The following is a 13,122-nucleotide window of genomic DNA, read 5'->3' as shown; positions in this document are numbered from 1 at the left end:
TCGTTCATTCAAAGCCCCCCAGCCTTCTTCCAACTCAAATACCGTGTCACCAGCTCGGCCCCCAACTCCCCGGGCCGCGCGTCCAGCACCGGCACTCCATGAGCACTCAACCGCTCATGGAGTTCGGCCCTGGCGTTCAAGTAGTCCACCGTGCCGCAATAGGCAAGGGCGTCGTCCAGGGTGTGCACCGGCGTTTGTCGCACCGTGTCGAGTACCTCTTCGCGCAAACTGGCGACCAGTACGCGATGCTGTTTGCCCAGTCGTTTGACGGCGCTCAGCAGTTCGTCGTCTTCATCCCGCAGGTTGGTCACCAGTACCACCAGCGCCCTGCGCTTCTGACGAGCCAGCAGTTGACTGACGGCGGCCTGGTAATCGGCCGGGCGTTGGCTGCTGTCGAGGTCATAGACTGCGTTGAGCAGCACCTTGAGTTGTTCGGGGCCTTTGATGGGCGCCAGGTAACGTTGTTGATCGCCCGCGAACGTGCAGAGGCCCACCGCATCACCCTGACGTAACGCCACGTAGCTGAGCAGCAGGCAGGCATTGAGCGCATGGTCGAAATGCGCCAGTTCACCGTCCTGGCTGCGCATCCGGCGGCCGCAGTCGAGCATGAGAATGATCTGCTGGTCGCGCTCGTCCTGGTACTCGCGGGCAATCGGTGTGCGTTGGCGGGCGGTGGCTTTCCAGTCGATTTGGCGCAGGCTGTCGCCTTCGCGAAATTCGCGCAGCTGATGAAACTCCAGACCCAACCCGCGACGTTGCCGCTGGCGCACGCCGAGCTGGCTGAGCCAGTTGTCGACGGCCAGTAACTGCGCGCCGTACAGGCGGGCGAAATCCGGGTAGACGCGGGTGCTGTCGGTGACGCTCAGGTAGCGGCGCAAGGACCATAAGCCGAATGGGCTGGGCAGGTTGATTTCGCAGCGATCGAAGCTGAAATGGCCGCGCCGCAGGGGGCGCAACCGATAGCTGATCTGGCTGTGTTGGCCGGGTTGCAGTTCGACCGATTGCGGCAGGTGTTCGAAGCTCAGGCCGTCGGGAACGTGGTCGAACAGTTGCACCTTCAGTGGCTGCGGGTAGTCGTGCTGAATGTCGACGCGCACCTCGCTCCAGCGCCCAAGCGCAAGGCTGCCGGGCATCTGACGTTGCACCTTGGGCGAAGGCAGGCGCGTGAGCCGAACGGCGTCGAACAGCGCCAGCAGTAAAAGCGCCAGCAGCAAGCCCCAGTTGATCGACAACAGGCTCGGCGCAACACTGACGCCCAGCGCCCGGAATGTGCCGAGCACGATGCTCAAACCCAGCAGGGCTGCGAGCCAGATCAGCAAGAGGCGGGAGGGTTTCACACGCGTGGCGCCGGAACCTGATCGAGCAGTTGCCTGAGCACCTGATCGACCTCCAGCCCTTCGATGTCCAGTTCCGGGGCGATTCGCACCCGATGGCGCAATACCGCCAGCGCGCAGCCTTTGATGTCATCCGGGATCACGAATTCGCCACCGCGCAGCAGCGCCCGTGCCCGTGCTACCCGCACTAGGGCAATCGTCGCCCGTGGGCCGGCGCCGAGGGTCAGGCCGGGCCAGTTGCGGGTGGTGCGGGCCAGGCGTACGGCGTAGTCCAGAACCTGTTCGTCCAGCGGCAGGTCGCTGGCGATCCGTTGCAAAGCCAGTACATCCTTGGCTTGCAGAACAGTGCGCAACGGTTGCACGTCGAGCATGTCGGCGCGGGTCGAGCGGCTGACCTGACGGACCATGTTCAGCTCCTGATCGGCGTCGGGGTAGTCCATGCGCACCTTGAGCATGAAACGGTCGAGCTCCGCTTCGGGTAGGGGGTAAGTGCCTTCCTGTTCGATCGGGTTTTGCGTCGCCAGCACCATGAACGGTTGCGCAATCGGCAGGGCGCGGCCCTCAAGGGTGACCTGGCGTTCCTGCATGGCTTCGAGCAGCGCGGCCTGGGTTTTCGCCGGTGCGCGGTTGATTTCGTCGGCCAGCAGCAGGTTGGTGAACAGCGGGCCTTTACGCAATTTGAACTGCTCGGTTTGCAGGTCATACACGGCATGCCCGGTCACGTCGCTGGGCATCAGGTCCGGGGTGAATTGAATTCGCGCAAACTCGCCACCAAAGCAACGGGCGAGGGCGCGCACCAGCAAGGTCTTGCCCAGCCCCGGAACGCCTTCAAGCAGCACATGGCCGCCAGCAATCAACGCGGTGAGCACATCGTCGATCACCGTGTCCTGGCCGATCACCGCCTTTTGCAACTCAAGGCGTACAGCCTGCGCGAGTTGGCTGGCGCGCTGGCGTTGTTGGGCAGCATGGGTCTGGCCGGTGGGCTCGATGGGTTCGTTCATAAGGCATTCCTGAGGGTTTGCAGGTGGGCGACCTGACGGCTGAATTCAGCGCTGGACAACCGCTGTTTGGGCCGCGGGCCGAGTGCCTGGCTGATGGCGCGAGTCGGTTGACCGGTCAGGCGTGCGAGCACTTGCCATTGTTCGGCAACGCCGAGTTGTTCGAAGCCTGGGTGACGGTGCCGGGCGCGGCGCAATACGTCGTGTTGCAGGCCCAGTAGCAGGCTGTGCTGGCCGCTGCGCCGCAACATGAAGTCAGCGCTGGCGCGCAGGTGCTCCTGAAGTTGTCGGCGGCCTTTAGGGGCCGGTGCCTGCAAGGGTCCCTGACGTAACCCGACATGCCAGATCCACAGGCCCATCAACGCGGCGAGCGCCACCAGTGCCTGAGGGAAATAACGCAGCAGCAAGGTCAGCAGGTTGTCGTGATCGATAGTGAACAGCAGGGTCACGCCCGTGTCCGAATACAGGTACCAGAGCAGCCAGGCATTGTCGTATTGACCGATGTTCGGGGTTTTCCACAGTTCGGCGTCGGTGACCACCGTGATGGAACCCAAGCCATAGTTGAGTTGCGTCATGTGGGTGGCCAACGCGCTGTTGGCCCAGGATTGGGCGAGGTTTTTCGGGTCTTCGAGATGGAACTGCGGATCGAAGCTGGCGTAGGCCGGAGTGTCTTCGTCTTCGAGATAGAGTTTGGTCAGGTTCGGGTAAGGATCCGCTTCGGCCTCAGGCGGTGGGCCGGTGAGGTCCTTGCTCATGGATTGATGCAGTTGCACACGGTCGAGCAGCAGGTCGCCACTCTTGCCGGCTTTTTCATCCCACAAGGCTTCGGCCACAAACAGCAAACGTCCACCGGCGCGGGTCCAGTTCAGCACTTGATCGGCCTGGCGCGGGGTCATGTTGGCGCGATCGCCGAGCAGTAACAGGCTGTGCTGACGCGGTTCCAGCAGCGGCAGGATGTCCAGGCTGTTGGCGTGAGTGACGGTCAGCCCTTGTTGACGCAAGAAGTGTTCGGCCGCCAGATACGGGTTGGCTCGGGCTTCGGGGGAAGGGCCGTGGTCGATGACTTCCTGATAGGGCGTGGCCTGCTGGTACAGATAAACGCCCAAGGCACCGAGCAGCCCGGCGATCAGCAGGCCAAGGATCAGTAGCCGCCGGTTCAACGCGCTGCTCCCGGGCCGAATAATGCTCGCCACTCGTCACACAGTTCCTGTTGCAGGTGCGCCGGTGGCAGGCGATGCCCGTAGGCCATGTTCTGCCAGTGCACGGTCAATGTGTTGCTGAAGGCTTGCAGGGCCGGTTGTTGCAACTGCTGGACACGTTCCAGCACTTGACCTTCGGTGTCAGCGGCTTTGAGTGGCAGATCGAAGTCGTGCAGCAAACGGCTGAGCAAGGCTCGATAGAGCAACCCGAGGGCTTCACGAGGCTGAGTCAGCCAAAGGTTTTCAACGCTGGCGGCGATATCGTCTGGCAGGGTTTCGCGGCGCAGATCAAGGCCAAATAATTGCGGCGGTGCTGGATGTGCGGGCGTGGTGCGCAGTCTCGGACGGCGACTGACAAAGGTCCGCAGCCAATCGCGGTAGCGCCAGATCAGTAGCGCGATAGCGCCGATGACACACGCCCACAGCAGCACCTCGATGACCCGCGCAAGGCTGGCGAAGTGCTGACTGTCGAGCAGTGCGAAAAACTTTTTGAGCCAGCCCGGTGTTTCAGTGTTGGCGGGTTGATCGGGTTTTTCCTCACCGAAGCGATAGTGGGTGACGGTTTGCGGATTCTTGAACGGTGGTGTGTCGAGTATGGCTTTGATGCTGTTGCTGGCGGCCTGACTGGTGAGCGGTTGCTGGAGCAGGCGCGGGCTGTCCGGTGCATCGGCGGGTTCGGCGGCCCAGAGCGGCTGCGCTGAGGGCAACCAGAGCAGCCCGACCATCAGCAGGCAGGTCGCGACGCTGCTCAGGCGTTGGCGCAGGCGACGGAACACCAGTTCTATGTCCCAGGCTTCGAGCCGGGTGCGGCGGTTCAGGTACAAGCTGAATCCGCAGGCGACATAGATCGGTTCCCAGAGAATCAGGATCAGCGCATAAAACCCATTGATCAGGTGGTCCAGCCAAAGCCAGTCTTGCTCCGTGCTGGCGATCAGCGTTTGCCAGTCCCAGGTCAGTTCGATTTGCGCTGGCAGCAAGAGATAGAACAGCACCATCAGACCGATCCACAAGGCCGCTTCCAGATGAGAGCCGATCAGCGTCAGCCAGCGTGCGGCGCCGGCATCGTGTTGTTGCAGTACGGCCAGACGCTGTTGGCGTGCCAGACCGCTGAGCCCTTCAAGTTGCACGACAGGCATGATGAAGCTGCGGCTCAGATCAAAGCGGCGCCAGGTCAGGCTGGCCAGCAACTGTGGTTTGAGCAGGCGCGGCCATTGGCGCAGCGCCTGCTTCAAGGTCGGGGTTTCGCCGAACAGGGCGCTGGAGAGGATGTACAGCGGCAGCCGTTCGAAGGCCGGTTTCAACCACCAGAACAGCAGCACGGCAATCGACGGTGAGTCCCACAGCAATAGGCTCAGCAGGGCGAAAACCGGCAGTGTGACGATGGCCCAACTGGTCATCAACAGGCGGCGATGTTGCTGACTCAGCAGAACGCCGAGGTCCATGGCTTCCCAAGTGGTACGAGGGCGAATGACCACGCTGGCGTCAGTCAGGCGCATGGCGTGTGCGTCCGGCAACTATCAGGTAAATCGCCACCAGCACCCAAAGGACAGCACCCACCAGGTATTTGATCAGCGGCGCAGGTTCGGTACGGGATGACCAGTAGGCTTCGATAAAGGCGGCAATCAGTAGAAACAGCATGACGCCGCAGATCATCAATACGCTCTTGCGAGCCGCCAGGCGCAGCGCTTCACCGCGTGGCAAACGGCCGGGAGCGATCAGCGCCCAGCCCAGTTGCAGACCTGCCGCACCGGCCAGGGCGATGGCGCTGAGTTCGAAGGCACCATGGCCGATGACGAATGACCAGAAGTTTTCCCCGTAGCCGATGTGCGTCAGATGGCCAGCAACCGCACCGATCATCAAACCGTTGACGAACAGGAAAAACACGCTACCCAGGCCAAACAACAAACCGCTGGCGAAGGTCTGAAAGGCGATGCCGATGTTGTGCATGATGTAATAGCCGAACATCACCCAGTCATCACTGGCGGCACGTTCTGCCGCGCGCCCCAGGTGACCGGCCATTGGGTCGTACATGCTTTGCATCTCGGAAACCTGTTCGACCGGAACCAGGCTGTAGACCAGCTCGGGGAACAGGTACACCAGCAAACCGATACCGATCAACGAGCCGAAAAACAGCAGGCTTGAGACCAGCACAAAGGGCCATTGCGCACGGACCAGTCGAGGGAAATCGGCAAGGACAAAGGCCAGCAGATGGGCGCCGACCCGGCTGCGATACCGATAAAGTTGTTGGTGCCCACGTAATACAAGCTGTTGCAAGGGATCGATCAGATAGCTGCTGTAGCCGCGCTCCTGGGCCAGCGCGAGGTGCTGGCACAACCGTCGGTAATCCTTGGGGAACGAGGCGCGGTCATTGGGGTCGGTTTTTCCGCGCTCAAGCAGATCGAGCCTTTGGGAGAACCGATCCCACTCAGGTTGATGGCGACTTTCGAAAAGACTCTGCTTCATGCCGGCCCCAGCAAACCGCGAGCGATGCCATTGAGTTCGGCGACCGCGTGGGACGGTGAAACGTGGAGTGGCTCGGCGAGGATGGCGGCCAGCTCATTGACCCGTTCGCTGGAGAGCTCCGTCTGACGCTCGACGAAACCCAGCACCGCGCGTTGCTCATTGAGGGTCAGCGCAAAAGGTGGGGGCAGCGCCAAGGCCAGCGGAATCTGTGGTCGGGTGACCGGTTGTTCGCGGTAGATCACCAGCGTGCCGGCGGCAATATCGCCCAGCCGTTTGAAAGTCGGATGCTGCAGGCAACTGATGGCGCCGAGGCTGTAGCCGAACGGCAGCATGTCGACGAACCGCAACAGGTTGCGGATCAGCGAGGCTGACCAGCCAACGGGCGTTCCATCGTCATGTACGACGCGCAGCCCCATCAGCTGTTTACCGGGCGAGCAGCCCTGGTTGAGGACTTCGAACAGCACCATGTACCACCAGCTGACCAGAAACAGCAGCATCGAGCCCAGCCCGATACCGAGTTTTCCCAGAAAGGCCAGCGCTATAAACAGCAGGCCCAGCACCAGCCCGCGCACTCCGAGGTCGATGGAAAACGCCAGTACACGGGGCATCAACCCGGCAGGTCGCAGTGGCAGGTCGATGCCTTCCGGCGTTTCCACCTGATACCGCGTGTCCAGTGGCGGGGGCAGCGTTGCTTTCCTTGGCAGTGCCGAATTCTTGCGCATGAGCAACCTGGTGCCTGGTCGGGATTCAATACGGTTTCGATGCTAGCAGCCTTCGTCGCGCTAACGACATAACTATGTATGACAAGGTATCAACGAGAAATGCTTGAATAGCAAGATTGCTGGTCGGCGCCGCGCTCGAGCGCCTAGACTTCGCCCGTCTCAAGTTCAGGAACAACCCGTGACCTCCATCTTCTGGTACGACTACGAAACCACTGGCATCACCCCGCGCTGCGACCGCCCGCTGCAAGTGGCCGGCATTCGCACCGACTTCGACCTCAACGAGATCGACGACCCGGTCAATCTCTACTGCCAGCCGAGCGACGACATCCTGCCTCACCCGGCGGCGTGCGTGATCACCGGCATCACTCCCGGCCGCCTGGCAGAACAGGGCCTGAGTGAGGCCGACTTCATGACCCGGGTTCATGCGCAGCTTGCGGCCCCCGGAACCTGTGGTGCCGGTTACAACACCTTGCGCTTCGACGATGAAATGACCCGTTACAGCCTCTACCGGAATTTCTTCGACCCGTATGCGCGGGAGTGGCAGGGCGGCAACAGTCGCTGGGATCTGATCGATGTGGTACGTGCGGCGTATGCGTTGCGCCCCGACGGTATCGTCTGGCCTGAGGAGGACGGCCGCGTCACGTTGAAACTCGAGCGCCTGACCGCCGCCAATGGCATCGATCATGGACAGGCCCACGATGCATTGTCCGACGTGCGCGCGACTATTGCCCTGGCGCGGTTGATCCGCGACAAACAGCCAAAACTCTACGACTGGCTGTTCAAACTGCGCAGCAAGCAGAAAGTCATGGACCAAATCCGTCTGCTGCAACCGATGGTGCATATCTCCGGGCGTTTTTCGGCCGCCCGCAGCTATATCGGGGTGGTCCTGCCACTGGCCTGGCACCCGCGTAATCGCAATGCATTGATTGTCTGCGACCTGCATCTCGACCCACAGGGGCTACTTGACCTGGATGTCGAAGTCTTGCGTCAGCGGTTGTATACCCGCCGTGAGGAACTGGCCGAAGGCGAATTACCGGTGCCGCTCAAACTGATTCACATCAACCGTTGTCCGGTGGTGGCGCCGTTGTCGGTGTTGCGCGCCGAAGACCAGCAACGACTGCAACTGGACATGGCGCTGTATCAGGCGCGGACGCTGCGGCTAAGTGACGTACAAGAAGTGTGGCGAGATAAAGTTCTGGCGATTTATGCCAGTGAGGATTTCACGCCGAGTGAAGACCCTGAGCAACAGTTATACGCCGGCTTCATTGGCGACCGTGATCGGCGTTTATGTGAACAAGTCCGAATGGCTGACCCGATGCAATTAGCGCAAGAGCAATGGCCGTTCGATGATGAGCGTCTGCCAGAATTATTATTTCGTTATCGCGCCCGTAACTTTCCCTACACGTTGAGTGACGAGGAGCAAGAGCGCTGGAAATTATTCTGTCAGCAACGTTTGTCAGACGCGCGATGGGGGGCACCCAATACCTTGCAGGGTTTTAATGAGGCGATGACAGAGTGGTCGCTTAGTGCTACAGCGATTCAGCAGCAGGTACTGGACGAATGGCGTGAGTATGCCGACTCATTACGCAAACGTTTGGACCTTTGAAACAATCTGTACAAATACCCGAATGCAAGACATAAAAAAACGCCAGCGGATGCTGGCGTTTTCTGGTGTTCGCAAATGAACCTGCGAAGCGGGTTGCGGCTTAGCCCAGCAGGGTAGCCCAGCCTTCAACCACGTCACCGCCCCACTTGGCTTTCCACTCTTTCAGAGTCTTGTGGTTGCCACCTTTGGTTTCGATGACTTCGCCGTTGTGCGGGTTTTTGTATTGTTTAACCTTGCGAGCACGCTTGGTGCCGGTAGTTTTTACAGCGCCGCGTGGCGCTTTAACTTTGGATTCTGGATCCAGCAGGGCGATGATGTCGCGCAGGGACTTGGAGTATTCGCCCATCAGGGTACGCAGTTTGCCTTCGAATTCCAGCTCGGTTTGCAGTTTGTCGTCTTGGGACAGGTTCTTCAAACGGGCTTGCAGCTCTTTGATAGCTTCTTCGGTGGCGCGGTATTCGTTGATCAGGGACATGAGGACTACCTTATGTTGGGCGCTGGATGGCAGGGGACAGTGGCGCAATAATAGTCAGGGTGTTTCATCAAGTAAACATTTAAGCGGGCTTTTATTTAATTTAATTAGAGTGTTTAGCGCAAAAGCCTCACGGGCTGTTAAAACTTGTCAGGGCTTCATCACAGGTACTCACAAAGGCCTGCTTGCGTATTTTGCCAAAGAACATTGTTGAACGTTCAGGCGCCGTCAATCGAAATGGCGAGGCGGTGCTCGCGACCCTGATACGTTGGGCTGGGTGTCAGGAGTACTGCAGTTTTGCTACGCAATCGCTAGAATGGCGGCCTTTGCGAAGTTCTGGAGTTTTCCCCCATGCGCACTTTTCGGCTAGTGATTGCTTGCCCGGACCGCGTCGGTATCGTTGCTAAAGTCAGTAACTTTCTGGCGTCACATAACGGCTGGATCACTGAAGCGAGCCATCACTCGGACAATCTCAGTGGCTGGTTTTTCATGCGTCACGAAATTCGTGCCGATTCGCTGCCCTTCGGCCTTGAGGCGTTTCGTGAGGCGTTTGCGCCAATCGCCGAAGAGTTCTCGATGAGCTGGCGTATCACCGACACTGCACAGAAAAAGCGCGTTGTACTGATGGCCAGCCGCGAGTCCCATTGCCTGGCCGACTTGCTGCACCGCTGGCACAGCGACGAGCTGGACTGCGAAATATCCTGCGTGATTTCCAACCATGACGACCTGCGCAGCATGGTCGAGTGGCACGGCATTCCTTACTACCATGTGCCGGTGGACCCGCAGGACAAAGAGCCGGCATTTGCCGAAGTCTCGCACCTGGTCAAGCAGCACGACGCCGAAGTGGTGGTGCTGGCGCGTTACATGCAGATCCTGCCGCCTGCGTTATGCACCGAGTACGCCCACAAGGTCATCAACATTCACCACAGCTTCCTGCCATCGTTCGTCGGTGCCAAGCCGTACCACCAGGCGTCGATGCGTGGTGTGAAGCTGATCGGCGCGACCTGCCACTACGTGACCGAAGAACTGGACGCCGGTCCGATCATCGAACAGGACGTGGTGCGCGTCAGCCACAGCGACAGTATCGAAGACATGGTGCGTTTCGGTCGTGACGTCGAGAAAATGGTACTGGCCCGCGGCCTGCGCTATCACCTGGAAGATCGCGTGCTGGTGCATGGCAACAAAACCGTCGTGTTCTGATTGCCGGGTACTGATTGAAAAAACAAGGGCCTGAGCGTTCAATCGCTTCAGGCCCTTTTTTTTCAGAGTGAGGTAGGGGAGATGGCTGATCCACTGGCTAAAGCGACATCCAAAGCACCCGCGACTTTGGGCGAGGGGTGCCTGAGTCGTTACGACCCGGATGACCTGAGTGCCGAGGATGGCACTGACTTCCCCGGCGCCGCTGAGCTGTGGGAGCAATTGCAGGAGGAGCCCGCACCTACAGCTGTAGGTGCGGACTTACCGGCGAAGAAACCCTAAAGGACGTTAAATCCGGAAGCTGCCTACAAGCTGCTTCAATCGCGCCGCTTGCTGCTCCAGGTCGGAACAGGCGCGCAGCGTCGATTGCAGGTTTTCCACGCCTTCCTGATTCAGGGTGTTGATCTCGTTGATATCGACGTTGATCGATTCCACCACGGCGGTTTGTTCCTCGGTGGCGGTGGCCACCGACTGGTTCATGCCGTCGATCTCACCGATGCGCAATGTCACGCTGTTCAGGCGCTCACCCGCGAGGTTGGCGATCTCTACGCTGTCCTGGCTGTGACGCTGGCTGTCGCTCATGGTGCTGACCGACTCGCGGGCGCCGACTTGCAGTTCCTCGATCATGGTCTGCACTTGCTGCGCCGATTCCTGGGTGCGGTGCGCCAGGTTGCGGACTTCGTCGGCGACCACGGCAAAACCACGTCCGGCCTCACCGGCACGCGCGGCTTCAATCGCCGCGTTGAGCGCCAGCAGGTTGGTTTGCTGGGAGATGCTGGTGATCACTTCGAGAATCTGCCCGATGTTCACGGTTTTGCTGTTCAGCGACTCGATGTTGGTGCTGGAGGCGCTGAGCATGCTCGACAGCTGATTCATCGCCGCAATGCTGCGGTCGACCACTTGCTGGCCATCTTCGGCCAGGCTGCGGGCATTGCTGGCCTGGTGAGAGGCTTGCGCCGCGTTACGGGCGATTTCCTGAGCGGCAGCGCCCAACTGATTGATCGCGGCCGCCACACTGTTGGTCCGGCTCGATTGTTCGTCGGAATTGACCATCGACGAGTTCGATGCGCTGACGACCCGCAGAGCCACTTCGTTGACATGTTCGGTCGCCGACGACACTTCGCGGATCGAACCATGGATACGCTCGACGAAGCGGTTGAACGCACTCCCCAGGATGCCGAATTCGTCCTGGCTCTGGATGGTCAGACGGCGGGTCAGATCGCCTTCACCGTCGGCAATGTCTTGCATGGCGCGGGTCATGACGTGCAGCGGCTGGATCAGGATACGGATCAACATGCCCAGCAGGGCAATGATGATCGCCACGGCAATGATCGTGGCAATGATGGCCGAGGTGCGGAAACTGCTGAGCATCGCGAAGGCTTTGTCTTTGTCCACCGACAGACCGACGTACCAGTTGACCGATGGCAGGCCTTTGATCGGCGTGAAGGTGACGATGCGGGTTTTGCCATCGACCTCGACTTCACTGATGCCGCTGCTGATGCGCGGGGTGTTCTTCGGGTAAGCCTCGCTGAGGGACTTCATCACCATGGCTTTGTCCGGATGGACCAGGATCTTGCCGTCGGCACTGACCAGGAAGGCATAACCCATGCCGCTGAAGTCGCGTGCGGTCAGGGTCTCGATCAGGGTTTGCAGGCTCAGGTCGCCGCCTACCACACCAATGCTTTGCCCGGCTTTTTTCGAGGCGGTGGCGATGGAGATGATGGTCTGGCCGGTTGCCGCGTCTATATAGGGTTCGGTCAGGGTAGCGGTGCTGCTGTTTTCAGCGCCCTTGTACCAGGGGCGAACCCTGGGGTCGTAGCCATCCGGCATCTTGGAGTCCGGGCGGTTGATGAAGGTACCGCTGGCATCGCCCAGGTACCTGGCCATGAAGGTCGACGCCAGGGCATTCTGCTCAAGCAGATTGGCAACGTTGGTGTGTTCGGGGTTGAGGGCGATGTTCTGGGCCAGGTTTTCCACCAGAAGAATCCGCCCGGTGAGCCAGGACTGGATATTGGAGGATGTGACATCGCCCATCTCATGCAGGTAATTGTCCAGGTCCTGGCGAATCGCGTTGCGCTGTAAAGAGTCGTTGTACAGCGTGAACGAAGCGAAGGCGGCAATGACGATGAGGGCGGCGGCAAGCAGGATTTTATGGCTGAAGCGCAGGTTTTTGTTCATGGCTTGTGGGGTCCGCGAAGGTCATATTTGTTGGGGCGTGTTGCGTTGAAAAGCGCGCGCAAAATGGGCGCTGTCGCACGTAAGCTGATATTTCCGTCTGTCCTTAGGGAATTATCGGACCTGATTTTCAGTCTGGTCTCTCGCTTATATCTATCGGCTGCGCAGGACTAAAGCTTAGGGGCTTGAAATCGGCGACGCGACAGGCGGCCAAAAAGCGAAAGATCTTGCTTCTAGGTTTTGGGCTTGGCGTGAGCCGCCAGTCGCTCCAGCGCCGCCCGCAATTTCGGATCGCTGATGCCATCGGCGGTGGCTTGAATGGTCGCCGCCGCATCGGTCGACAAATCCATGGTGTGGCCGACGGCCCCTTGCTGCACGGTCGGCGGTTGAACCTTGAACAGAATTCGCGTCAGGCTGGCGAACTCGTCGAACAGCTGTAACTGCCGTTGCAGACGCTTTTGCTGATAACGCAGACGGGTTGCCCAATGACCGTCGGTGACGATCAGCAACAAACTGCCTTCGCGCCACGACGCCACATGGCAATGTTCACGAGCGGCCGGCTGCAACTGGCTTTCCAGCAGTCGCTGTAAATGACCCAGGCGTTGTGCGTGGCCGAAAATGGCTTTTAACGGTTTGGCTTCGCGAAGCAGAACGGCGGGTGCTCTGGCCGTAAGAGGGCGAAATGCCATGAGAGGGCACCTGAAGTAACAGAGCCGCCATGGTAGCAGAAAGCACTTGATGCGCCTGACCCATTGCTTTGTGAGCGCTTTACTCATTAAATCAATGAGTAACTTATGCCGTGAATGGCTTGAAGTTCAGCAAAAAGCCCTTATTTTAAGTGAGCCCCGTAACAACGCTGTGCATGCATCGTGGAACAACGCCACTTTCCTCACCATCGTTTCCGGGTAGAATGCTCGTTCGCATGCGGCCATGAGGGCTGCACGGGCGACTCACGG

12 protein-coding genes are annotated in these 13,122 nt (G+C 59.7%); 3 read left to right on the top strand and 9 right to left on the bottom strand.

The window, feature by feature from the left end:
* Nucleotides 1-8: 8 nt before the first annotated feature.
* Genes AC1RPZ_RS06000 through AC1RPZ_RS05975 form a run of 6 tightly spaced genes read right to left on the bottom strand, consistent with a single transcriptional unit; the run spans nt 9 to nt 6,716 of the window.
* Nucleotides 9-1,337 carry a DUF58 domain-containing protein gene (locus AC1RPZ_RS06000; RefSeq protein WP_493135792.1) on the bottom strand — a complete coding sequence of 443 codons (1,329 nt, stop codon included), beginning with the start codon at nt 1,335-1,337 and terminating at the stop codon, nt 9-11.
* Nucleotides 1,334-2,335 carry an AAA family ATPase gene (locus AC1RPZ_RS05995; protein WP_493135790.1) on the bottom strand — a complete coding sequence of 334 codons (1,002 nt, stop codon included), beginning with the start codon at nt 2,333-2,335 and terminating at the stop codon, nt 1,334-1,336. The genes AC1RPZ_RS06000 and AC1RPZ_RS05995 overlap by 4 nt, the downstream gene beginning before the upstream one ends.
* Nucleotides 2,332-3,492 (bottom strand): DUF4350 domain-containing protein, encoded by a 1,161-nt coding sequence (locus AC1RPZ_RS05990; RefSeq protein WP_493135788.1) that lies wholly within the window; start codon nt 3,490-3,492, stop codon nt 2,332-2,334. The genes AC1RPZ_RS05995 and AC1RPZ_RS05990 overlap by 4 nt, the downstream gene beginning before the upstream one ends.
* A complete protein-coding gene (locus AC1RPZ_RS05985) occupies nt 3,489-5,027 on the bottom strand; it encodes a DUF4129 domain-containing protein (RefSeq protein WP_493135786.1) in 1,539 nt (512 codons plus the stop codon). The genes AC1RPZ_RS05990 and AC1RPZ_RS05985 overlap by 4 nt, the downstream gene beginning before the upstream one ends.
* Nucleotides 5,014-5,994, bottom strand: a complete 981-nt coding sequence (locus AC1RPZ_RS05980; protein WP_493135784.1) for a stage II sporulation protein M — start codon at nt 5,992-5,994, stop codon at nt 5,014-5,016. Before AC1RPZ_RS05980 ends, AC1RPZ_RS05985 begins: the two co-directional genes overlap by 14 nt.
* Nucleotides 5,991-6,716, bottom strand: a complete 726-nt coding sequence (locus tag AC1RPZ_RS05975; protein WP_493135782.1) for an RDD family protein — start codon at nt 6,714-6,716, stop codon at nt 5,991-5,993. The genes AC1RPZ_RS05980 and AC1RPZ_RS05975 overlap by 4 nt, the downstream gene beginning before the upstream one ends.
* 178 nt (nt 6,717-6,894) lie before the next feature.
* Between AC1RPZ_RS05975 and sbcB the strand changes: the two genes are divergently transcribed.
* Nucleotides 6,895-8,322 carry an exodeoxyribonuclease I gene (gene sbcB, locus AC1RPZ_RS05970; RefSeq protein WP_493135780.1) on the top strand — a complete coding sequence of 476 codons (1,428 nt, stop codon included), beginning with the start codon at nt 6,895-6,897 and terminating at the stop codon, nt 8,320-8,322.
* A 100-nt stretch (nt 8,323-8,422) separates the two neighbouring features.
* Here the strand turns inward: sbcB and mvaT are convergent, their stop codons facing one another.
* Complete coding sequence (gene mvaT / locus AC1RPZ_RS05965) at nt 8,423-8,797, bottom strand: histone-like nucleoid-structuring protein MvaT (protein ID WP_005790963.1); 375 nt, start codon at nt 8,795-8,797, stop codon at nt 8,423-8,425.
* Nucleotides 8,798-9,145: 348 nt separating this feature from the next.
* Between mvaT and purU the strand changes: the two genes are divergently transcribed.
* Both purU and AC1RPZ_RS05955 read left to right on the top strand, forming a co-directional pair.
* On the top strand, nt 9,146-9,994 hold the full coding sequence (gene purU / locus AC1RPZ_RS05960; RefSeq protein ID WP_493135778.1) for a formyltetrahydrofolate deformylase: 849 nt from the start codon (nt 9,146-9,148) through the stop codon (nt 9,992-9,994).
* Nucleotides 9,995-10,075: 81 nt separating this feature from the next.
* On the top strand, nt 10,076-10,273 hold the full coding sequence (locus AC1RPZ_RS05955) for a hypothetical protein (protein ID WP_493135776.1): 198 nt from the start codon (nt 10,076-10,078) through the stop codon (nt 10,271-10,273).
* Between the two features lie 6 nt (nt 10,274-10,279).
* On the opposite strand, the gene AC1RPZ_RS05950 is transcribed toward AC1RPZ_RS05955, so the two are convergent.
* Together AC1RPZ_RS05950 and AC1RPZ_RS05945 are read right to left on the bottom strand one after the other, a co-directional pair.
* Entirely contained in the window at nt 10,280-12,169 is a 1,890-nt protein-coding gene (locus AC1RPZ_RS05950) for a methyl-accepting chemotaxis protein (RefSeq protein ID WP_493135774.1), read from the bottom strand.
* A gap of 230 nt (nt 12,170-12,399) precedes the next feature.
* A complete protein-coding gene (locus AC1RPZ_RS05945; protein WP_493135773.1) occupies nt 12,400-12,855 on the bottom strand; it encodes a DUF721 domain-containing protein in 456 nt (151 codons plus the stop codon).
* Nucleotides 12,856-13,122 lie beyond the last annotated feature (267 nt).

Source organism: Pseudomonas sp. GW822-FHT02D10, assembly GCF_058802345.1.
This window is presented reverse-complemented; position numbering and strand designations above follow the sequence as displayed.

Excerpts from the sequence above, each read along its gene's own strand:
- AC1RPZ_RS05995 (WP_493135790.1), bottom strand. The coding sequence starts at position 2,335 with ATGAACGAACCCATCGAGCCCACCGGCCAGACCCATGCTGCCCAACAA.
- AC1RPZ_RS05985 (WP_493135786.1), bottom strand. The coding sequence starts at position 5,027 with ATGCGCCTGACTGACGCCAGCGTGGTCATTCGCCCTCGTACCACTTGG.
- AC1RPZ_RS05980 (WP_493135784.1), bottom strand. The coding sequence starts at position 5,994 with ATGAAGCAGAGTCTTTTCGAAAGTCGCCATCAACCTGAGTGGGATCGG.
- AC1RPZ_RS05975 (WP_493135782.1), bottom strand. The coding sequence starts at position 6,716 with ATGCGCAAGAATTCGGCACTGCCAAGGAAAGCAACGCTGCCCCCGCCA.
- mvaT (WP_005790963.1), bottom strand. The coding sequence starts at position 8,797 with ATGTCCCTGATCAACGAATACCGCGCCACCGAAGAAGCTATCAAAGAG.
- purU (WP_493135778.1), top strand. The coding sequence starts at position 9,146 with ATGCGCACTTTTCGGCTAGTGATTGCTTGCCCGGACCGCGTCGGTATC.
- AC1RPZ_RS05955 (WP_493135776.1), top strand. The coding sequence starts at position 10,076 with ATGGCTGATCCACTGGCTAAAGCGACATCCAAAGCACCCGCGACTTTG.
- AC1RPZ_RS05950 (WP_493135774.1), bottom strand. The coding sequence starts at position 12,169 with ATGAACAAAAACCTGCGCTTCAGCCATAAAATCCTGCTTGCCGCCGCC.
- AC1RPZ_RS05945 (WP_493135773.1), bottom strand. The coding sequence starts at position 12,855 with ATGGCATTTCGCCCTCTTACGGCCAGAGCACCCGCCGTTCTGCTTCGC.